Source organism: Companilactobacillus kimchiensis (assembly GCF_001438805.1).
GTDB classification, from domain to species: domain Bacteria; phylum Bacillota; class Bacilli; order Lactobacillales; family Lactobacillaceae; genus Companilactobacillus; species Companilactobacillus kimchiensis.
On sequence record NZ_JQCF01000032.1, the window covers coordinates 1 to 22,372 of the forward strand.

The 22,372-nt window shown below is 35.4% G+C and carries 20 protein-coding genes and 1 tRNA gene; 12 read left to right on the forward strand and 9 right to left on the reverse strand.

Annotation, left to right across the window (positions count from 1 at the left end; genetic code table 11):
* Positions 1 to 457 precede the first annotated feature (457 nt).
* From IV57_RS11330 to IV57_RS11340, 3 genes are all read right to left on the reverse strand, one after another.
* Positions 458 to 1,426, reverse strand: coding sequence for a serine hydrolase domain-containing protein (locus tag IV57_RS11330; RefSeq protein WP_057881637.1), 969 nt, complete (start codon positions 1,424 to 1,426; stop codon positions 458 to 460).
* A gap of 76 nt (positions 1,427 to 1,502) precedes the next feature.
* Positions 1,503 to 3,377, reverse strand: a complete 1,875-nt coding sequence (locus IV57_RS11335) for an ABC transporter ATP-binding protein (protein WP_057881638.1) — start codon at positions 3,375 to 3,377, stop codon at positions 1,503 to 1,505.
* Positions 3,377 to 5,098, reverse strand: a complete 1,722-nt coding sequence (locus IV57_RS11340) for an ABC transporter ATP-binding protein (protein WP_057881639.1) — start codon at positions 5,096 to 5,098, stop codon at positions 3,377 to 3,379. The genes IV57_RS11335 and IV57_RS11340 overlap by 1 nt, the downstream gene beginning before the upstream one ends.
* A gap of 97 nt (positions 5,099 to 5,195) precedes the next feature.
* Between IV57_RS11340 and IV57_RS11345 the strand changes: the two genes are divergently transcribed.
* The 8 genes from IV57_RS11345 to IV57_RS11380 all read left to right on the forward strand — a co-directional run bounded on the left by IV57_RS11345 (position 5,196) and on the right by IV57_RS11380 (position 9,803).
* Positions 5,196 to 5,894 (forward strand): CPBP family intramembrane glutamic endopeptidase, encoded by a 699-nt coding sequence (locus IV57_RS11345; protein WP_057881640.1) that lies wholly within the window; start codon positions 5,196 to 5,198, stop codon positions 5,892 to 5,894.
* A complete protein-coding gene (locus tag IV57_RS11350; protein WP_057881641.1) occupies positions 5,891 to 6,115 on the forward strand; it encodes a hypothetical protein in 225 nt (74 codons plus the stop codon). Before IV57_RS11345 ends, IV57_RS11350 begins: the two co-directional genes overlap by 4 nt.
* Positions 6,116 to 6,184: 69 nt before the next feature.
* Positions 6,185 to 6,257, forward strand: a tRNA-Glu gene (locus tag IV57_RS11355).
* Positions 6,258 to 6,445: 188 nt separating this feature from the next.
* Entirely contained in the window at positions 6,446 to 6,829 is a 384-nt protein-coding gene (locus IV57_RS11360) for an effector binding domain-containing protein (protein WP_057881642.1), read from the forward strand.
* Positions 6,830 to 6,996: 167 nt separating this feature from the next.
* Positions 6,997 to 7,176: a hypothetical protein gene (locus IV57_RS11365; protein WP_057881643.1), complete on the forward strand. Its 180-nt coding sequence runs from the start codon at positions 6,997 to 6,999 to the stop codon at positions 7,174 to 7,176.
* Between the two features lie 120 nt (positions 7,177 to 7,296).
* On the forward strand, positions 7,297 to 8,034 hold the full coding sequence (nfsA, locus tag IV57_RS11370; RefSeq protein WP_057881644.1) for an oxygen-insensitive NADPH nitroreductase: 738 nt from the start codon (positions 7,297 to 7,299) through the stop codon (positions 8,032 to 8,034).
* A 249-nt stretch (positions 8,035 to 8,283) separates the two neighbouring features.
* Positions 8,284 to 9,114 (forward strand): helix-turn-helix domain-containing protein, encoded by an 831-nt coding sequence (locus IV57_RS11375; protein ID WP_057881645.1) that lies wholly within the window; start codon positions 8,284 to 8,286, stop codon positions 9,112 to 9,114.
* 50 nt (positions 9,115 to 9,164) lie between these two features.
* Complete coding sequence (locus tag IV57_RS11380; protein ID WP_057881646.1) at positions 9,165 to 9,803, forward strand: NUDIX hydrolase N-terminal domain-containing protein; 639 nt, start codon at positions 9,165 to 9,167, stop codon at positions 9,801 to 9,803.
* A gap of 44 nt (positions 9,804 to 9,847) precedes the next feature.
* On the opposite strand, the gene IV57_RS11385 is transcribed toward IV57_RS11380, so the two are convergent.
* From IV57_RS11385 to IV57_RS11395, 3 genes are all read right to left on the reverse strand, one after another.
* Positions 9,848 to 11,620: an oleate hydratase gene (locus tag IV57_RS11385; protein WP_057881647.1), complete on the reverse strand. Its 1,773-nt coding sequence runs from the start codon at positions 11,618 to 11,620 to the stop codon at positions 9,848 to 9,850.
* A 191-nt stretch (positions 11,621 to 11,811) separates the two neighbouring features.
* Entirely contained in the window at positions 11,812 to 12,642 is an 831-nt protein-coding gene (locus IV57_RS11390; RefSeq protein WP_057881648.1) for an aldo/keto reductase, read from the reverse strand.
* A gap of 234 nt (positions 12,643 to 12,876) precedes the next feature.
* Positions 12,877 to 14,001, reverse strand: coding sequence for a serine hydrolase domain-containing protein (locus IV57_RS11395; RefSeq protein WP_057881649.1), 1,125 nt, complete (start codon positions 13,999 to 14,001; stop codon positions 12,877 to 12,879).
* 170 nt (positions 14,002 to 14,171) lie between these two features.
* Between IV57_RS11395 and IV57_RS11400 the strand changes: the two genes are divergently transcribed.
* The 4 genes from IV57_RS11400 to glyA all read left to right on the forward strand — a co-directional run bounded on the left by IV57_RS11400 (position 14,172) and on the right by glyA (position 17,863).
* Positions 14,172 to 14,720: a LemA family protein gene (locus IV57_RS11400; protein WP_057881650.1), complete on the forward strand. Its 549-nt coding sequence runs from the start codon at positions 14,172 to 14,174 to the stop codon at positions 14,718 to 14,720.
* Between the two features lie 13 nt (positions 14,721 to 14,733).
* On the forward strand, positions 14,734 to 15,642 hold the full coding sequence (gene htpX, locus IV57_RS11405; RefSeq protein WP_057881651.1) for a zinc metalloprotease HtpX: 909 nt from the start codon (positions 14,734 to 14,736) through the stop codon (positions 15,640 to 15,642).
* Between the two features lie 171 nt (positions 15,643 to 15,813).
* Positions 15,814 to 16,614 (forward strand): DNA/RNA non-specific endonuclease, encoded by an 801-nt coding sequence (locus IV57_RS11410; protein WP_057881652.1) that lies wholly within the window; start codon positions 15,814 to 15,816, stop codon positions 16,612 to 16,614.
* Between the two features lie 4 nt (positions 16,615 to 16,618).
* Positions 16,619 to 17,863, forward strand: coding sequence for a serine hydroxymethyltransferase (gene glyA / locus IV57_RS11415; RefSeq protein ID WP_057881653.1), 1,245 nt, complete (start codon positions 16,619 to 16,621; stop codon positions 17,861 to 17,863).
* Positions 17,864 to 18,120: 257 nt separating this feature from the next.
* Here the strand turns inward: glyA and IV57_RS11420 are convergent, their stop codons facing one another.
* From IV57_RS11420 to IV57_RS11430, 3 genes are all read right to left on the reverse strand, one after another.
* A complete protein-coding gene (locus IV57_RS11420; protein ID WP_236704364.1) occupies positions 18,121 to 18,975 on the reverse strand; it encodes an SLAP domain-containing protein in 855 nt (284 codons plus the stop codon).
* A 386-nt stretch (positions 18,976 to 19,361) separates the two neighbouring features.
* Positions 19,362 to 20,888, reverse strand: a complete 1,527-nt coding sequence (gene yjeM / locus IV57_RS11425) for a glutamate/gamma-aminobutyrate family transporter YjeM (RefSeq protein WP_057881655.1) — start codon at positions 20,886 to 20,888, stop codon at positions 19,362 to 19,364.
* A gap of 45 nt (positions 20,889 to 20,933) precedes the next feature.
* Positions 20,934 to 22,364 carry a C69 family dipeptidase gene (locus tag IV57_RS11430; protein ID WP_057881656.1) on the reverse strand — a complete coding sequence of 477 codons (1,431 nt, stop codon included), beginning with the start codon at positions 22,362 to 22,364 and terminating at the stop codon, positions 20,934 to 20,936.
* Positions 22,365 to 22,372: the final 8 nt, after the last annotated feature.

The following is a 22,372-nucleotide window of genomic DNA, read 5'->3' on the forward strand; positions in this document are numbered from 1 at the left end:
CCAAGTTAGTGCCCATGCCGGGCGCACTTCACAAAAACAGACTATCTAGAATAAACTAGATGGTCTGTTTTTGTATAATCAAATAATCGCATATAACCAATGTTAAGAAAGAACCGAAATAGCACTCGGTCAATAAGGATATTTGCTTTTATTGAGATAAAATCTGAATAAATTGATATATCTTAAAAAAGTTTAAATTACTAAAGGATAGAAACAACTAATCTAGTCTGGAGCGAGAGCAATTCGGGGGCTCAGCAGTGAGATTTCTCTTACCTAGCGTACTTGGCTAGATTAGTGAAAGACTCGATTTTGAAACAATTTTGTACTTCAAATTGGTTCAAAACGATGTCCACTGCGTTCCAGTCCCCCGATATTGCCGAACGGAAGATGGCAGTCTAATAACAACTCCGTTGATTTACACTTTAACCAAACACAAGTAAAATTCATTTTTGGTTGTCTATTTACTCTCATTCAAAAATGAATTCAGAATTGTCTCTCGACGTTCCAAAAACAATTGGTTATTTTGAATTGGATGAACTCGATTAGTCATCACGACCATCGCTGTTTGCTGTTGATAGTCAACAGCAATAAATTCCCCTGTGTAACCAGTATGGAACAACACATGACCTGATCCGTCAGGTTTAACATCCCAACCTAAAGAACGACCGGGATTTAATTCCGTAATATTATGATACAAAAATTCTTTATCTGTTTTTAACATATCAGCAGTGAATTTCATCACATCATCCAAGGTAGCAAACATCCCCGCCGAACCACAGTGCTTACCTAGTTGACGTGCTTTCGGATCATTAGCAACTCCCACCAACATCTTACCGTCAACAACATAGGTTGGTACACAACGACTTACTTCTGGATTAAATGTCGCATCTTTTAAACCTTCCGGTTCAATAATATATTTCATAATGGCATCTTGAACTGACATTTTATAGAACTTTTCAATCACCAATCCTAAAAAAATCAAACCAGTATCGGTATAAACGACTTTCTTATTAAAGGTATCAGTTACAGGTAGTTTTAATAAGGCTTGAATCAATTCTTTACTATTTAAGCTATCACGATTGGGAATATAACCATGAATTCCTGAAGTATGCGTGATCAGATGGAATAATTCCACTCGTTCATCAGTAAATTCAGGCAAATACTTTTGAATTGGATCATGTAAATTTATTAATTTTTCATTTAACATCTTAATAATCAAAGGAACGGTTCCCATAACCTTCGTTAATGATGCTAAATCGTGTAATTCATCACCTTTAAGCGGAGTTATAGTTGGCAACCATGACTTATTACCATAACTGCATTTGGTCGTCTCAGTCGGTGTTATGAAGCCAAAACTGGCTCCAGGAACAATCTGCTTATTTACTAAATCAATAATTTGGGCTTTTGTTTCTGCAAAATTTGTCATTAAACTTCCCTTTCATTAAAAAAGTGTATAAAAAAAGAACGTGCCAAAACACGTTCCAATTATATATCTATCTTTTTTATAAAGCGACATTTCCAGCAAATTGTGAATTGTAAAGATCGGCATAGAAACCATTCTTAGCCATAAGCTCTTCATGATTACCTGTTTCAACAATTGAACCATGGTTCATAACGATGATCTTATCAGCATCCTGAATAGTTGAAAGTCGATGAGCGACCACAAAACTAGTCCGATCCTTTAATAATCTTTCCATCGCATGTTGAATATGTAATTCAGTTCTAGTATCAACTGAAGATGTAGCTTCATCCAAGATTAGGATCTCAGGATCGGCTACAAAGGCCCGAGCAATCGTGATCAATTGTCTTTGTCCTTGAGAAATATTGGAAGCTTCCTCATTCAAAACCGTATCATAGCCATCTGGAAGTTGACGAACAAAGTTATCCACATGAGCCGCTTTAGCAGCCGTGAGAATCTCTTCTTTTGTCGCATCTTCTTTACTATACTTCAAATTGTCATAGATGGTTCCGGTAAAGAGCCAAGTATCCTGAAGTACCATCGCATAATGACTTCTAACTTGTTCACGAGTCATATTACGAATATCTTTCCCACCGATTTTGATCGAACCACCACTAACATCATAGAAACGTTCCAACAAATTAATAATAGTAGTTTTACCAGCACCAGTTGGCCCAACGATAGCGATCATTTCACCTGGTTTAACATTTAAATTGTAATCTTCTAGTAAAGTAGGTTTACCTTCGTAACCAAATTTAACATGATCAAGTGTTACTTTATCATCAGTTTCAACATTTGGCACATCAACCTTACTATTATCCATTTCGGGTTCATCCAAAATTTCAAAAATACGTTCGGCTGAGGCAACTGTAGCTTGAATAGTATTGGTTAAGTTAGCTAGTTGAGCAATTGGTTGTGAAAATTGATTCATGTATTGCAAGAAGGCCTGAATATCACCTAATGCAATTCTACCATTAGCAACTTGAATACCACCGTAGATGGCAACCAAAACATAACCCAAGTTATTGATAAAGGTCATCAAAGGCATTACGATACCAGAAATCATCTGAGCCTTCCAAGAAGCTTTGTACAACTTCGAATTCTCTTTTTCAAAAACTTCAATTGATGATTTTTCATGATTAAAACTTTTTACGACTACATGTCCAGAATAATTTTCTTCAACCTGATTATTCAATAGGCCTAATGAAGCTTGTTGTCTCTTAAAAAACTTTTGTGATTGTGGAGCAACCAGTCCAACAACAATTAAACTCAATGGCACAGTAGCTAAAGCAATCAAAGTTAATTGCCAGCTAATCGTTAACATCATCCAAATAACCCCAATAAAGGTTACGGTACTGGTAACTAGCTGGGTCAAACTTTGCTGTAAAGTCCCGGCAATATTATCCATATCATTGATAGCACGGGACATAATATCACCATTGGAATGTGAATCATAATAACCAATTGGTAATCTTTGCATCTTCGACTTCAAATCACGTCTCATTTTATAAACAGTTCGTTGTGAAACACGTGTCATCACAAATTGCTGAATAAAACTAAAAATGGCAGAAGCTAAGTACATTAGAATAACAATTAAAATAATATGTTCAATTTTGGTAAAGTCAATTGGTAGACCTTTGATTTTCAAACCAGCCTTTTGTTGAGCTACACCAGTCATCAAACCTTTATAGATTTCCGTTGTTGCTTGTCCCAAAATCTTAGGAGTCTTAATTTGGAAAACAGCAGAAGCAATCGCTAAAATCATGACAATTATTAATCCAGTAATATAACTAGACATATATTTTGCCAAACGACCAGTAGTTCTCCAGAAATTCTTAGGCTTTTCAACAACACCACCATGACTACCAGGACCATGTCCACGGTTTGCGGGTGCTGCTTGAGGTTTTTTATCAGCCATTACTTAACCTCCTTTAATTGAGACTCAATAATTTCTTGATAAGTCTTGTTATTATCTTTAAGTTCTTGGTGAGTTCCTAAACCAACCATCTTACCATCTTCAAGAACAACGATTTGATCGGCATCAGCAACAGTTGAAATCCGTTGACCAACGATAACAACTACTGCTTGACTGATTTTTTCATCATTCTTCAAAGCTGTTCTAAGGTTCAGATCAGTCTTAAAATCAAGAGCTGAGAAGGAATCATCAAAGACGTAAACTGAAGCATCTTTAACAAGCGCTCTGGCAATTGCTAAACGTTGTTTCTGACCACCAGAGAAGTTATCTCCACCTTGTTCAACTTCACCATCCAATTGACCATCAAGTTCCTTAACAAAGTCATCAGCTTGAGCAATTTTAAGAGCATGCCAAATTTCATCATCAGTAGCACCGTCTTTACCGTAGGCCATGTTTTCACGAATAGTTCCCTTAAAAAGAATCGCTTTTTGTGGAACCATGGAAACTTTACTATTGATATCTTCAGTACTCAAAGCCTTAACGTCAGTTCCATTTAGACTAACGACACCAGTTTCAGCATCATAAAATCTAGGGATTAAGTTAATCAGTGTACTCTTACCAGAACCAGTTCCACCAATAATAGCCAAGGTTTGACCTTGAGTAACTTTGAAGTTTAGATTAGATAAAGCTAATTTTTCTGCGCCAGTATAGCGGAAATTAACATCGTTAAAACCAAGTCCTGCATCACCTTTAACATTAGCTGGTTTAGCAACAACATCAATTTTACTTTCCGTTTCAAAAACTTCCTGAATACGAGCAGCTGAAGCTGAAGCACGGGGTACAAAAACAAAGACCATTGAAAGAATCATAAAACTCATTAAAATTTGCATAGCATAAGTCATAAAAGCAATCATATTACCAATTTGCATTGATTGATTAGCAATATAGTGTGCCCCCAACCATGTAATTCCAACATTGGTACCACTCATAACCAAAGTAACAACCGGGAACATTACCGCCACAATTGTAAATACTTTGACAGCATTGTTAGTATAATCGGCATTGGCATCCTTAAAGCGGTCCTGTTCAAATTTATCCTGTCTAAATGCACGAATAACACGAACCCCAGTTAATCCTTCACGGAAAACTAAGTTCAATCGATCAGTCTTTTTCTGCATAGCCTTGAATAATGGCACAGCAAAAAACATTACTAATCCTACGACAATAATTAAAATGGGAATTGAGATCAAAAAAATCTTGGTCATTTCAGCATTCTTTTGGTACGCCATAAAACTAGCACCAATCAACATAATAGGTGCCATAATCATCATTCTTAACATCATAATCATGACGTTTTGAATTTGAATAACATCATTAGTTGTTCTAGTTGTTAATGATGAAGTTTCGAATTTGTCGAATTCATCATGGGTAAAGTATAATATTTTTTTAAATAAATCAGATCTCAACTTACGGCCTAATCCTTGTGACGCTTGTGACGCCATCAAAACATTCCCAAAAGCAGCAACAACAGTAATTAATGAAACAACTACCATCTTTATTCCAGCAGATACGATATAATTAGTATCACCTGTAATAACACCCTTATTAACAATGTCTGATGTAAGATTAGGGATATACAGTGTTGCAACAACTTGGAAAATCATAAAAATGACCGCACCAAGCACTTGCATAGTATTGATCCTACCTCGAGCAATCTTGAACATTTATTCACTCCCTTTAAAAACTCACTATAGCATTATAGTATTAAAGCACTAATTATCCAAAAATTCTAATAATTATCTTAACCACGGAGGTATTTGCATGAACAATTCTAAAAATACTTATCATCCTATAAAAGTTATACTACACATTATAGCCTTTTTAGCATTATTTTTAATGGAACAACTACCATTAAGTATTTTAACTTTAACTAAGAAGCAGCTAGGTAAAGATTACGCAAGTTATCTCAAATATGCACCGATTGCTACTATTATATTGTTAGCTATTGCTGCAACAATAATTATTTTCACTTTCCAGCACGTTCAAAAATTTCCTACACAAAAGTTCAGCAGAAGCACCTGGACAATAATTATTATCGCAACCCTACTGACACTTTTAATTAATCTCGCTACTGTTCCCTTTATGAAAAGCAGTAATGCCAACGTCGAAGCTTTAAAACTGGTTGGTAATAACAATATGTTCATCTTAATCATTTTTACTATCTTTGTGGCACCAATTTTGGAAGAAATAATTTTTCGAGGAATCTTTATGAATTGGTTCTTTTTAAACAGTCCATTAATTTCAATTTTAGCTAGTGGTTTAATTTTCGGTTATGTACATGCACCCTTTGATGCCAGTACTGATTGGATCTATGCACTTTCCAAAATCCTTCTAGGTATCGTTTTAGCAGGTGTTTATTATCGAACTAAAAATATCAAAGCCGATATTACCGTACATTTTTTAAATAACTTTTTGGCAATATTAGCTGGAGCATTTGCTTCTGGAGTGATTCTGTTATGAGAAATAATCAAAAAAAGTTCAATGAAGTCTATCAAGGATTATTGCGTCGAGTCGTTATGTTTGGGGTCCTTTCCATGTTGTTAATGGCGAGCGCCCGTATCACCGGTTGGGTCATCATGGAATACGCTGGTTTCGCTAGTGCCGTTTATACAATTGTTTTGATTGGAATGATGATTTATGTACTAATTATCAAGACTAAAGATGCTAATAATAATAAATAATGGTAAAAAACAATAATTCATATTGACAGAACTGGTAGTTTACAGTTAAAATTATGAGTGTTGTTTAATTGCCCGTTGGTCAAATGGTTTAAGACGCCACCCTCTCAAGGTGGAGTTATGGGTTCGATTCCCATACGGGTGATAATAAAGATTCCCTTAGCCGCTATATCAGTGCAAAACATTGATATAGCGGCTTTTTATTTTTTTATTAAGCTCAATACATGAATATATTAAAATATCATTAATAAAGATCATTTCCCCTCTTCCCTACAATAGTAACTAAGCTTATGATAAGCTATATAAGAACTAGTGTTCGTACAGGAGGAAAGCATGAAAGTACAAATAATAAATAAAATTCGAGCAAATAATTTTAAAGATCCAGACATCCAAGTAAAAATTCAAAGATTATGGAGTGAAAATCTTCCTAAAATACCTTCTAATACAATAAAATACGGAATTTATTACGAATACCAATCGGACTACACTGGTGATTACACACTCGCGATTGGACAAGAAGACAATACTCATGGAACACTCCTAATTCCTGACAACAACAAATATAAAATCTATAAGAATAATTCAAATAATATTCCATTATTATGGCAACAAATCTGGTCTGATGAAAATAGCAAGATGATTATCAGAAAATATGATTATGATTTCGAAAAATATTATTTAAATGGTGATGTTGAGATCTATATTTCTATTAGGTAAAAAACATACTCTTGACCTAATAATTTTCCAGTTTACCAGTACGTCATTTTCTTGTTGTTAATATTGCAATCTTTAAATACTAAATCTCCAATCAAATTATTTCCAATATCCATCTCCAGGACCTACACTAAAGTATTCCAAAGGTGGAAAGACTGGAGGTAATTATTATGGCAGCACCTATTGAAGATAAAACTTTTAGTAGTCAAGAATTAATGCTCATGCATGAATCGATTGTTGATATTCTAACCATCAATTCCGTCAATATGATTATCAATTATCAACTGGATTCTGATAAGGACAAACGGGCAATCCAACCCAGTCTAATTAATAAATTGAATTTTAGTTAATGTTTGAAAACCACTCTTAAGTGGTTTTTTATTTTGGCTTGAAGGGTTATCAATTGCCAATTATGTGACTTCGTCTGCATAATATTTAGGTAATGAAAATTCAACAAATGAGGTTTCCCAATGAATTCTACAATCGAAAATATGCTTCAACACGTCTCAGTTAGAGACTTTAAAAATGAATCTATTAGTAATGAGAATAAAAATGCCCTTCTTCTTGCCGCTCAAAGTGGCTCAACATCCGAATTTGTACAGGCTTTCTCAATTATTGAAATTACTAATCCACAACTAAGAAAAGAGATTGCCGATATCACTATCAGCTCACCACATGTAAAAAAGGCTGAAACTTTTTATATCTTTGTGGCCGATTTAAATCGTCAGGCTACCATTCTAAAAAGAAATAAACAAAATTTGGACGGTATCAAAAATATGGAATCACTCTTAGTCGCTACGGTCGATACTACAATTGCTGCTCAAAACATGGCAATTGCCGCCGAATCCATGGGCTTAGGGATCTGCTATATTGGCAGTATTCGCAATAATATCAAACAGGTTGCTAATTTACTTAACCTTCCCAAATTTACATTTCCATTATTTGGTATGACAGTTGGGGTTCCCAATATTAAGAATCAACACAAACCACGATTATTTACACAGAATCAAGTTGCCACTAATTCTTATGATAATCAGACATTCAACGATTTGTCTAACTATGATGAAGAAGTTAAAAATTACTATCTTAATCGAAAGTCGCATCCCCAAGACACAACTTGGACTGATAAAAATTTAACTATGTTTGATCACGTCCATCGTCCTGAAGTTGCTTCTTTCCTAAATGAACAGGGTTTCTCATTAAAATAATACTTTCAAAATATCGTCATTGATTTCTATGGATTCAATAGTAGAAATTTGACGATATTTTTATTAATTTTTTTCCAAACTCTGCCAGTACTATTTGTTTTTTTCAAATCAATCAATTATTTTCTGAAAGTTTACACAATCGATACAAAGCTTTACATTAATTGAACATAAAATACACACTACTTTTATATCATTTACTCATGGAAATAAATAATCTGAAAACGGAATAAAAATAGTAGGTGTATAAATATGGATAATTTAGGAGATATTTTAAAAGAAACCAGACAACAAAAGCGACTGTCCCAACTGGAAACAGCTGAGGATATTTGTTCTCAGTCCACTCTTTCAGAAATTGAACATAATAAATATATACCCAATACTCAATTACTGATTAATCTCTGTCAACGATTGTCAGTTAATTTCGATGATCTAGCGCTATCTAATAATTTCAAGATTTGTAAAGAAAATTATTTTAACCAAAAAGTCAGTTCCTTTTACAATAATCGTAATTATCTGGCTTTACGCAATTTCCTAAATCGTCCCACTGTTATTGAAACAGTGCAAACTAGTAAACAAACTCAGGCGTATTATTTTTACTTGGCTGTCTGTGCCTTACATTTGGAACATAAATTCGATAATGCTAAAGAACTGATAAAACTATCCTTAGCCAGTGCTGGCCATAGCCGTAAGCAAACTACTTTGACTAGAATTGGCAATGTTACTTTGGCCTATATTTATGCTCAACAGGGATTAAAAATGTCTGCCATTAAGCAAATTGATTTATCCATCAAAAATCTAAGTAAAACTAAATACGATGAGAATCTCAATATAATTTTTTATCTGGCTTCTCTTTCCTATTTTCAACTTTCCAAACAAGATCAAGCTGTTCAAACCATTGAGCAAGGAATTCATTTTATTTTGGATAATGAATCTCATTATATGCTGATAAATTCGCTCTATTTAATGGCAAATGTAGCCGAAGTTGTCAAACATGATGCAGAGCAACTGCAAACCATCAAGAATTATGATGATATTTTCAATAACTTTGTTCATGAACGGACCTTCGAAAAAGTTAATTAATGAAAGCGCTCTTTTAAATTCATTATTAAATGCTATACTCCGTTTAAAGGATGGTATTAATTATGGATGATGTAGAACAATTAATCGAACAACTTCAAGCAATTGCCCAAACTGGTAAACATTATAGTAAGGACGTTTTTGACCGCGAACGATATGATCAATTAGAAACGGTTGCTAAAAAACTGACTACTGAGTTGGCAAATAACGTTACTACCGAACAGTTGGGAATCTTTTTTGATGCTGACACCGGTTATGTGACTCCTAAAGTGGATATTCGAGCTGCTAGCTTTAAGGATGATAAGATTCTTTTAGTTCGTGAAAAAAGTAGTGGCGAATGGTCCATTCCTGGCGGTTGGGGTGATATCGGGTATTCTGCTGGGGAAATTGCCGTAAAGGAAACTTATGAAGAGGCTGGAATCAGAGTTCAACCACGACGTTTGATTGCTATCAAAGATATGCAGCAGAACCATTATCCTAAAAAAAATCTAAATTATGTTTATAAAATATTCTTTGAATGTACACCATTTGAAAACGACTTACATAGCGGTGTTGAAACCTCAGATGTTGCTTATTTTACTCTGGAGGAAGCACTCAAACTTAATCTATCCTTAGCCAGAAATATGCGAGAAGATTTTAAGATGGCATTTGAATGTCATCATTCCCAGATTTGGCAAACTTACTTTGACTAAACAAAAAAAGACCTGAATCAATTAAGATTCAAGTCTTCTATTTTCTATAGTAAATGTGCATCTTTCAATAACTCTTCAATGTATGTTCCCTTAATCTTTTCCATAACTTGCTTTTCAACAATGCGTTCCTTAAATGGTAACTTAATATCTTCAATCTTCTTCTTACCATCCAAGTAATACATAGCTCTCATTAAAGTACGTGTATCAAAGGCTGAAGCAAATACTTCTGGAACCGCACGATCAACATCCAATAGTGTATAAACAGCTTCCATAGCTGTTCTAACTGAATATTCAGTTGTAAAGACGGTGTCACGTTCTGTTTCAGCAAAGTTACCAATAAAGGCTAAGTTCTTTGAACCTGCTGGAACTACTAATGGACGATCTTCAACCTTTCTAGGCATGAAGTATGAAGTAATATATGGCATGTGTGCTGGAATTGTATTAGCATGATTTTCAGCAATATCATTGATTTTATCGACTGGAACACCAATGTGATAGAGCCATTCTTCACAGAGTTCATCACCTGTACAGTCTTCAATCTTCTTATCAATATAGTTACCTTTTTTACCTGAGAACAATCCGTAAACCCAGACAACTAATTCATTATCCTTTTGAGCCTTAAAGTGCTTTTGACGACTGATTGAATATCCATATAGCCAGTTTGAATCCTTAATGCTTACCGGACCACTTGTTACGATTGATCCACTGTGCGGATCTTTCTTACTGATCTTTTCGATATAAGGTACTGCTTGGTCATCTGTCAAAGTGATAGTTGCTGAAACTGTCCAGTTTCCGTCAGGAATATTCTTACAGAAGACATCAGGATTACCAAAGGCCTTATCTTGTTTAGCTAAGTTTTCCCATAGTTGCCAGCTGCTACCTAGTTCATGCTCTGTAGGTGCTGGATGAGTTTTATCACCATACGTTGTACTTTCAGTGATTGAACCATTTGTGACAAAGACTAAATCATTTGGTGTCAAAGCAACTGTATTATCTTTGCCATCAGTTGTTAGATCAAGTTCTGTAGCAACCTTTTCATCATTTGAAGTATCCACTTTAATATTATTTACATGTGTATTATAAGTAAATTGAACACCCTTATCTTCCAAGAATTTAATCATAGGTTGAATTAATGATTCATATTGATTGTATTTTGTGAACCTGAGTGATGATAAGTTTGATAATGAGTCAATATGGTGACAGAAACGCATCAAGTAACGTCTCATTTCCATTGCACTAGCCCATGGTTCAAAAGCAAACATTGTTGACCAGTAGAGCCAGAAGTTTGAGTTCAAAAATTCATCAGTAAAGACTTCGTTGATCTTCTTGTCACCCAAATCTTTTTCTGGAGTCATAACAAGGTCGATCAACTCTTTAACAGCCTTAGGTGTCAAAGTTAAATCGCCTTCAGTTGGTAATTCCTTACCTTGTTCTTGAATAACTCTTCCATGTGAGAAACTTGGATCTTTTTTATTTAACCAATAAAACTCATCTAAGACTGAGACATCAGGATTTTCCAATGATGGAATTGATCTGAATAGATCCCAAAGTGTTTCGAAGTGAGGTTCCATTTCTCTACCACCACGGATGATGTAACCCTTTTGTTCGTTCCAAATGCCATCCATACTACCACCGGGTAGAGCAAGTTCCTCTAGAACATGAATCTTATCACCTTTCATTTGACCATCACGAATTAAAAATGTTGCTGCGGCCAAACCTGCTAATCCAGAACCAACAATATATGCCGACTTATCATCAACACCTTCTGGTTTCATTGGTTTAGCAAATGCTTCATAATTTCCATTACTTCTATACATAAGAACCACCTCTTGATTAAATTAGCTTCCAATATGTAACTGCTTACAGATAAAATATAGTTCTCTTCACGATAATATACAATAGAGAAATTGTGATTTTTTTGTGAAATTTAGATTTAATATTTATTAATTTTTGAGACAAAATTAAAAAAGAGTGTCATTTGAGATAAACTCAAATATCACTCTCATTTTTAAAATTCCTCATAAATTGCTGGATCTTGATCTTTATTACGACCATCAGCCTTTGTTAATGAATCGATTTTTTTCATATCTTCTGGTGAAATTTCAAAGTCAAAGATATTCATATTTTCACGCTGTCTAATTGGTGACGATGATTTAGGGATTGGAATGGTCTTTAATTGATGTTCCCATCTCAAAATAATTTGCCCAACCGATTTATTATATTTTTTAGCTAAGTCAATCAAAATTGGATTTTTCAAGACCGAACTAGCTCTACCAAGCGGACTCCAGTCCATTGTGACAATACCTTTTTCATTATCGAATTGACGCATATCAGCTTGATTAAAATACGGATGTAATTCAATCTGATTAATTGCTGGCAAAATACCGGTTTCTTTTTGTAGTTTATTCAAGTGTTCAGGCAAAAAATTGCAAACACCAATAGATTTAACTAGGCCAAACTTTTGGGCAGCAATTAATGCCTGCCAAGCCTCAACATACATTCCTCGTTTAGGATTAGGCCAATGTAAGAGATATAGGTCAAAATAATCCAAATGAGCTCGATAAAGTGACTCTTGTAGAGCAGTGATGGCATCATCGTAAGCATAATATCGGCCTGGTAATTTGGAAGTGACTGTCAGTTTATCACGATCAACGCCACTTTCAGCAATGGCACGTCCAACTGTACCTTCATTTTCATAATTATAAGCAGTATCAATCATAGTATAACCGTTATTAATTGCTGAAACGATGCTTTGCACACCTTTACGGCCATTTAACTTATAGGTACCGAAACCAAAATCTGGAATCTGTTGACCATCATTCAATTTATACATAAACATGTCCTCCTCAAAAACTATTTCTAACGTACAACATTTTTTTGAGGAGGACAAATAAGTTGACTTTTTTAGGGTATAGAAAAGGGCCCACATCATCTTGATGTGAACCCCCGGGCAACCTTACAACGGATCTTGGAATGTGTAAGGCCGTCACTTTCAAATCACAGGTAGGCTACCTGCACAAATAACTATACAGGTTTTTCAATTAAATAGCTAGCTTTTTCTGTAATTTATCTATTAATCATCATTATTGATCATTCCGTAAACCTGTTTAGCAATTGGTTTTGCATCAGCCGCTAAACGTTCATAATTTTCCAAAAAGATCACGGCATTTTTACCATTGTTAGATATATGCATAACTGTTTGAAAACCATAGCCCCAACCGTTAGCAAAATTGTCATCAGTTCCATGATATAGCCCACCGCCATAGGTACTGACACTACCACGTTTATATAGAATTTTCCGTGACTTCTTAGTTAACATCGAACCAGTGGAAATATATTTCTCAACTTTATATAAATCCCGGGCATTCATATAAATCTGACCAGTTCCTAGTTCATCAAATTCAAACGAACGCTTAGTATAAAAGGCATTTTTATAATCCAATCTGGCTGATAGTGGATCAATATTGTTATACCCATTGGCTTTTTGAATATTAGGTTTTTCATCGTATGCAAAAATTGTATGTTTTAAATTCAATTTTTTAATAAAAGAATCAGTAAATAACTTACGATAAGAATTACCCGTGACCATTTCCAAAATACCACTTAACAAATTATAGTTAACAGCTGAATAATTCCATTTTTTATAGAGTAGCTTTGAGAACTTTATATTATCGATATCAGAGTCAATGATATCTGGATCTGACATAATTCTATCTGGACCCACACTGCCGCCATTCATAACTAAGCCCGAAGTCATATCTAACATTTGTCTAATAGTTATTTTTTTACTACCCGGAATATCTGGATAAAATTCAGATAATTTATCGGACAAACTTAACTTCTTCTTTTGAACTTCCTTCATGATCATAGCAGCTGTCATTGACTTTTGAACTGAATCAATCTCATAGGTTGTATTCTCATTGTTAAAGGCACTATTGGAGAAGTTGGCGTATCCCCGACTAGTTTGATAAATTGGTTTGCCGTCTTTGATCACCAAAATGGTTCCCGAATAGCCCTTTTTATTCAGCAAACTATCAATATCTTGACTAAGCTCACTGTCAGCACTCGTATCGACCGCACTACTAGAATTAACTGAACTATCAAAATCATCTGAATCATCAGCAGCGTAAACTGTACTTGGTAACGTCCCAAGTATTATTGAAAATAACATTAGCATTGGTAAAATAACTTTTTTCATAATATATTCACCTGTGAAACCTACCCCCAAGTGACCTTCCTATTTACTAATTATAAATTAATTTCAGCAAAAATTGTACTAATAAACTCACTTATCTATGTTGCTTAGCTTTATACTCCCAGACAGTTGATATGGTAAAATATATCCATTAAGAAAAGAAGGAGATTTAAATGACAACAATAATAATAATTGCTATTGTCTTAGTAATAATTATCGCCTATGCCGGCATGTATAACAGCTTGGTTAAATACCGTAATCGTGCCCGTGAATTCAGTTCACAAATTGATGTACAACTCAAACGTCGTACTGATTTGATTCCTAATTTGGTTGAGACCGTTAAGGGTTATGCTAAACACGAAAAGGAAACTCTAGAACATGTTGTCGAATTGAGAAATAACGTTAACAATGCTAATTCTCTTCAAGACAAGGTTGATGCCGATAACGAATTGACCGGTGCCTTGAGACAAGTCTTCGCTTTAGCTGAAAACTACCCCGACTTAAAGGCTAATCAAGAATTCTCTCAATTAATGGAAGAACTTTCAAACACTGAAAATAAAGTTTCATACGCACGTCAAGCTTATAACAGTCAAGTACAGGCTTACGACACAGCTATTCAAACATTTCCACGTAACATGATTGCAGGTATTCATGGCTTTAAGGAAATGAACTTCTTGCAAATTCCTGATGTTGATAAAGAAGCACCTAAGGTTAAGTTTTAATCGAGGTTAACTCATGATTTATGAGCAAATTGGTCGTAATAAACGTAAAACCTACTTGATATTCTTTATTTTCTTCTTGATATTGGCTGCTTTAGGAAGTTTCATCGGTGTCTACTTCTTCAATAATATTTATTCAGGAGTAATCATCGCTTTAGTCATTGCCGTTGTTTATACACTAGTTACTTATTTTCAATCTACTAGCATCGTAATGCAAATGAATGGCGCAAAAAAATTAGATTCGGCTAAAGATGCACCTGATCTTTGGCATATCGTCGAGGATCTTGCCATGGTTGCTGATATTCCCCTACCGGATATTTATATTATCAACGACCCTAGCCCCAATGCTTTTGCCACCGGACGCGACCCTCAGCACGCTGCTGTCGCCGTTACTAGTGGCTTATATGAGATGATGAACCGTGAGGAACTTGAGGGAGTTCTGGCACACGAAATTTCACACGTTAAAAACTATGATATCCGTGTTTCAACAATTTCTGTAGCTCTTTCATCTGCCATTATCTTGATTTGCTCTATTATTGGTAACGCCTATCGTTGGTGGATTCCAATGAACAATGATGACCGCGATAATAATAACTCCGGTGCTATCAGAGTTGTTTTATGGTTAGTTGGCTTAATTTTTGCCATCATCGGTCCACTGATCGCTAGTTTGGTTCAAATGGCTATCTCGAGAAATCGTGAGTACTTGGCAGACGTTTCTGGCGCCGAATTGACTCGTAATCCACAGGGATTGATCAACGCTTTAGAGAAGCTCCAAGAAAGTACCAAACCTATGAAACGCGTCGATGATGCTAGTGCCGCACTTTATATCGATGATCCGACTAAGAAAAAGCATTTTTCAGGCTTATTTGACACTCATCCGCCATTGGATGAACGAATTGCCGCTTTGAAAAAGACATTTGAATGATATATAAAGAGGTTGAATAATTCTTCAACTTCTTTTTTTATAGTTTTAAACTATAACTTTATATACGAATAAAATTGGACATTTTCTACAATATAGTTCTAGATTTACAAATTTTTATGATAAAATCGTAATTGAGGATTTCAATAATCTTCGTAGTGAGGGGAAAGAATTATGTACATGTTATTACTCGTTTTATTGGGTGCAATTGTCCTATTCACGACATTCATGGTCAAACCTAAGCGCCGTATTCATCACCGTCTAGTATCCTTTGGAATACTGTTAGTGGTGGTTGGTGGTTCTGGAATCTATCAGTCGTACCAAAATAATAGTGGCAATCCCCAACAAGTTGAGAAAAGCAAAACCGCAGCTGATTCTAATTTGGCTAATCTCAACTATCAAGGTACACAGGAAATTGCAGTTAATAACAATACGCCTACCTTCACAAAATCCGAACTAAATGTTTCAAATGGTTCTTGGCAAGAATTTGCTGATTTAGATAATTTGAATCGAGCTATTCAAGCAGATGCTCTATTGAGTCGTAGTTTAATGCCCACAGCTAAACGGGAACCACTTTATGTCAATCCTACTGGTTGGCGTAATAAAAAGGTTAACGGTGGCTGGCTATATAATCGTTCTCACCTGATTGGTTATCAATTAACGGGACAAAACAATAATCCTAAAAATTTGATGACTGGAACTCGTTCTTTGAACTCACCCGAAATGTTAAAACACGAAAATGATATTGCTTACTATCTAAAGCAAAACCCTAATAATTATATTAGGTATCGTGTTAAACCGATATATCGCAATGATGAACTGGTCGCTCGTGGGGTTCAAATGATGGCAGAATCTATGACTAGCAATGGTCAGGCCGATAATGGGGTTTCCTTCAATGTATACATTTTTAATATTGAAAAAGGTGTGAAGATTAATTATAGTGATGGTACCAGTGTAATTAATAATAATTATTAAGGAGATGGTCGTAGTGCAATATAGTACAGGTGATAAAGCAATATTCGATCTAATTAAAAAGGAAGAAAATCGACAAAATAGAAATATTGAGTTGATTGCTTCAGAGAATATCGTTTCTGACAATGTTCGAAAAGCTCAAGGTTCAGTCTTAACTAATAAGTATGCTGAAGGTTATCCTGGGCACCGTTACTATGGTGGTTGTGAATATATCGATCAAATTGAACAAATCGCTATTGATCGTGCTACGAAATTATTCAATGCCGAATACGTTAACGTTCAACCACATTCTGGTTCCCAAGCCAACGCTGCTGCTTATCAGGCTATTTTAAAACCTGGTGACACAGTTTTAGGTATGGATCTCAATGCTGGTGGACATTTAACCCACGGTTCAAAAGTTAACTTTTCTGGCAAGATCTACAACTTCCATTCATATGGAGTTAATGCCGATGGTTTAATCGATTATGATGAAGTTCAAAAAATTGCTGAAGAAGTTAAACCACACCTTATTGTGGCTGGTGCTTCTGCTTACAGTCGTATCATTGATTTCAAACGTTTCCGAGAAATTGCCGATTCAGTTGGTGCTTACTTGATGGTCGATATGGCTCACATTGCCGGCCTCGTTGCTGTTGGACTTCACCCTACTCCAGTTGGAGTTGCCGATATTGTTACTACAACTACTCATAAAACACTCAGAGGTCCCCGTGGTGGAATGATTCTTGCCAATGCTGACCTCGCTAAAAAACTTAATTCAGCTGTCTTCCCTGGTACACAAGGCGGTCCTTTGGAACACGTTATTGCTGGTAAGGCCATTGCCTTTGGTGAAGACCTTCAACCAGAATTTAAGACATATATGGAACAAGTTATCAAAAATGCTGCCGCTATGGCCAAAGTTATCAATGATGCCGACAACCTCTCTGTCTTGACTGGTGGAACTGACAATCACTTGCTTAATGTGGTCCTAACTGAAAGTGGCATGAATGGTATGGAAGTTCAAAACTTACTTGATTCAATTCATATCACAACTAACAAGGAAGCCATTCCAAATGATCCATTGCCTCCTAAGTTTACATCTGGTCTACGTTTAGGCTCTCCTGCTATTACATCAAGAGGCTTTGACGAAAAAGATTGTGAAGAAGTTGCTCACATTATTGTTGATGCGATTAAGTTCCATGATGATCCTGCTAAACTTGAGGAATTGGATGCTCGTACAAAAGCTTTAACTGATAAACATCCCGTTGAATTTAATTAATAAAATAAATAGTAAAACCCCTGAATATTTTTTTATTCAGGGGTTTTATTGCATGTTAGATTAAAAATCAAAATGATAGTTGCAAATGTGTTCATCAATTTGATTTACGAGACACTTGCAATGGCTAAGAAAATTGTCAAAAGAATAAACATTAATATAATTAAATCCTAAACTAGAAAGAAATTGAGACAGAATCAGTGGGATATTTCTTTAAAGATAGCGGTTTTCTCACAGTAAAGAGGGGTTCTCATTAATTTTTATTTAATATCATCTGCTGAAACCCATTCGTCAGTGGAGACACGATACATCTTTTGTCCATTGATTATTGCCGATCTATCTGTATACCAAGGTGTATTAGCAGCTAGAGCACGATTAACGCTCTTGACCCCTTTTTCAGTATATAGAGTAGCTTGGTTCTTAGTCGTTACGACATTAGGATTTATAGTAGTTTCAGTACCTGACGTTCTATCAATCCACTCATTATTTCCTATTCGATAATATGTTTCACCATACATTCTCATTTTACGATCGACTTTCCAAGCAGATCCAGCTGGTAATTTAACAAAATCTTTTGTACCACTCACTGTAATAGGTAGACCGCTATCTGTATAAATACCATTATATCCATTACCCAAAGTGATTACAGTTGAATATGCGACACCTGGAGTTTTATTAGTCATATCAATAGTCGAGCCATCCGCTGGTTCAAAAATCAAAAAGGTATAAATATATACATTTCCATCTTTTAGCATCAAAAAATAAGAAGGATCCTTTGCGACTGCCCCACTAAGTTTATATCCAGCAAATGTTGGTACATCTGTAATTTTTATTTCTCCAAGCGAATTAACTTTCTTACCTTCAATAGAAAATGGTAATGCAGTACCTGTTGGATGAGAGTGTTGTCCACCAGACCAGACTTCTGCCGCACTAATAGTTCCATGCAACGTATAGGTTCCATCACCATTATCTGTGTAAGTTGAATCTGGTTTAATATTATCTGTATCCGCTTCACTTTCCGCAGATACAACAGTTGTTGTTGCATCCAAAGCTGACATTCCAACTGGCGCAACTGCCAAAAGCATCACTGCTGTGATACCCATATATTTAATCATTTTTTTCAAAGTAGAATCCCCCTAAGATGTTTGTTTAATACTTCTAAATCATAACAAACGCCTGTGTCACGATATGTCAATTACAGCGGTTACTAAAAAATTGAGCCGATTTTCTTCAGATACTAATGTTATTTGTTCTAGTAGCCACTTATGCAGCAACATTTTGCTGTGATACAAATAATGCTCTGGTTATTCCAACCAGGTACATTGCTATATAAACGCTTTATTAACTCTCATAAAATTCAAGTCCCTTTTATAATTCATTTACTTATAAATCGTAGCAAATATATATGTCAAATTATGACATTACAATCCCCATCAACAAATTTTGAACAAAAAAAACAGACTTTATCAAAATTAATTGATAAAGTCTGTTTTTATAACTCTTAATCGGCTTCAACATCATCTGTTTCAGTCTTATGTTCTTTGTGTTCATATCTGTAATAAAGTATGAATCCAACAAGTCCGAAGACAACTGGTCCCATGATAGTCCAAAGAGCATCTGTATATGCGCCTTCCATAATTGGTTGGAGCAATGTAAAGATGATTGCAAAAGTTAATACTAAGAAGACAATCGAAGTTACAGTCCACATAGCTTTCTTATTCTTATAGAACAAGTATGGTTTCTCAATGTCTTTATTCATATTAAAGAATGGATATGCACCTACTAAGAATAAATATGGAATCGTAGTCGAAACATTAGCCATCAATGTCAAAACATTATAAAGTGCCTTGGCATTCTTACCACCCATATCAACAATCAAGATAAGGACGATAACCACAATAGCTTGAATCCACATTGCATAAGCAGGCATACCATGTTTGTTTAATTTAGTAACCTTTGCAGGCCATAAATCCTTTGGTGTTCCCAAAATAAAGGATTTCAATGGTGAATAGATCAAAACGAAGAATGCACCCATGTAAAGGATGAACATATCAAAACCAGTGAAACGAGCCAACCACTCACCAAGTGTAAGAGCAGCTGCACTACCTAGTCCAAGATGTGCTCCAAATTGATAACCAAGATTACTCATCATAACGTAAGTAATATTACCCAAGTTAACGTTACCTTTAGCAATAACAGTATTCCAGTTAGCACTCATTGACCAACAGAAAATTGTTAATGAATAAACTAAAGCCATAACCACGGCAGCAATCAAAACACCACGTGGGAAATCCTTTTTAGGATTCTTCATACTATCTGTAACACCACCAACTGATTCCAAACCACCATATGCAAAGATTGCATAGACGATGAAAGAAACCATCCCTAATGGTGAAGCAAAGGCTGGATTAGCAGAGTGGATAAAAGTATCTAATCCTTGAATTGGTTCTGCAGTGTGAAAACCTGACATAAATAATACTGCCAAACTTAACACGAAGAAGATAACTTGCAAAGCAATGGTCATAATTCCACCAAAGCTAGTAATCTTAGTGATCGTATCGACACCCTGTGTTGCTGTGAATGTAACAAAAACAATCCACAAAACAGCTAGAATACCGATAATTTGTGTTGCACTAAGTCCAAACATTCCCCATGTTTGGGTTGCATCATGACCAGCAAACATTGTTGAAAGTGGAATCCAAACTTTTGAAGAAGTTGACACCAGCCAAACTTCCCAAGAAGCTAGCCACATAAAGGTACCAATAAAGGCCCATTTAGCACCAACGGCCCCATCAATCCAAGAATAAATTCCACCCTTAGCTTCGTTAAAAGCAGAACCATATTCTGCTACCATAAATCCTACTGGTAGGAAGAAGAAAATAGCAGCAAATACATACCAAAGAATACTTGCCAATCCCATCTGTTCATAAGCAACAGTTGTATTAGCGAAACCAAAGATCGCCGTGAAAATCATCATTATTAATCCAAATAATGTGATTGTTTTTTTCGGCGCATTACCATCATCCATTATATAAAACCCCTCATTTAATTTTCAATGTACAAATTATAATTTCTATAAATTCATATCTGTCTTGAAGTTTAGAGGTGAGAAATCAGTCGAGTCCGTAATTAATTGAGCAATCAGCTCTTTGTAACCATCAAGTGAAATGTTAGCCATTTCAAATGAAGCTTCCGTTAAATAATTAGGTAATTTATCATCATCTGTGCTCAAGGCTTCCCGATCAAAATCATTTAACTTCTTCCGAAGTGTGATATTGATGTCCTTTTGCTTGGCTTGGAAAGCTTTTCCAAGTTCTTTGTAGTGACCGTCTAATAAAACTCCGGCTAATTTATATGTCCAATAAGCTGACTTAGGATCGTAAGGCAGGCCACCTAGTTTGTACTCAACTGGAGTATCAGTTATTCCCATATAAAATGGAACGTAGATACTCTGTGAAGCAACTCCCATAGCTAACCATTGCACACATGCAATTTCAGGTGCCATATTTGGTCTGATTTGTAAAACGTGTGATTCTTGCGTCTTAGCCAAACTAATTGGACGGTAACGCTTATTATCAGCTGACTTATTCAAAGGATCAAACTCAGTCTTTTGATAATGTGATGCTAGATAATCCTGGGCGTCATCTACGCTCAACAACCGGTTAGCTTTCTTAATAAAAGCTAAATCTTCACTTTCGGGACTTTCATCAGTCTTTCCAGAGAATTGTTGTTGGCCCCACCAAACACGGGGTGTACTGTAAATTTCGTCAGATAAATCATGTGTTCCAAAAATTTCTCTAAAATTAAAAGTTTTGGGTCTGATATTCAAATGATTGTTCTTAACAAATTTCTTAATACCTTTACGATATAAAAAATTATCTGAATCATTGAAGTCAATTTCTTGAATAGCTAATTGATTAGCTACTACGGCGTAACTATCGTCGGGGATACGTTGCGCAACCCAATAGTGACCTGATCCACTTTCGAAATACCAAACTTCCTCTTTATCAGAGAAAAGAATTCCGTTAGTTTCACAAGTTCCATAATCTTCAATTATTTTACCTAAACGTAAAACACCTTCCCGGGCGGTTTTAACATAGGGTAAAACTACCGTGATCATGGCTTCTTCACCAATACCGTTTTTCTCAAGAGGATCAACGCCTAAGACACGTTGGTTTGAATAAGCACTTTCCGTAGCGCTCATACCAACGCCATATTCGTTAAAACCATCCTCTTCAAATAATCCTTCTTTAAAGGTCCATTCAGGAGTGGCTGAATATTTATAGCGAATTTTAGGCAGGTCCATTTGAAAGTCATTGGCTGTCGAAACGAATTTTTGATCATCAACAAATTCTTTATGTTCATGAATCACGAAGTGCTTGGGCCATGAAGCCATAGCATCTTCATTTCTACCAATGATAGTTGAACCATCAACAGTAGCATTCTTTCCGATTAAAATACTTGTACAAGCTGATAAATTACTCTTGTTATATTCTAATGTCATCTAATCAC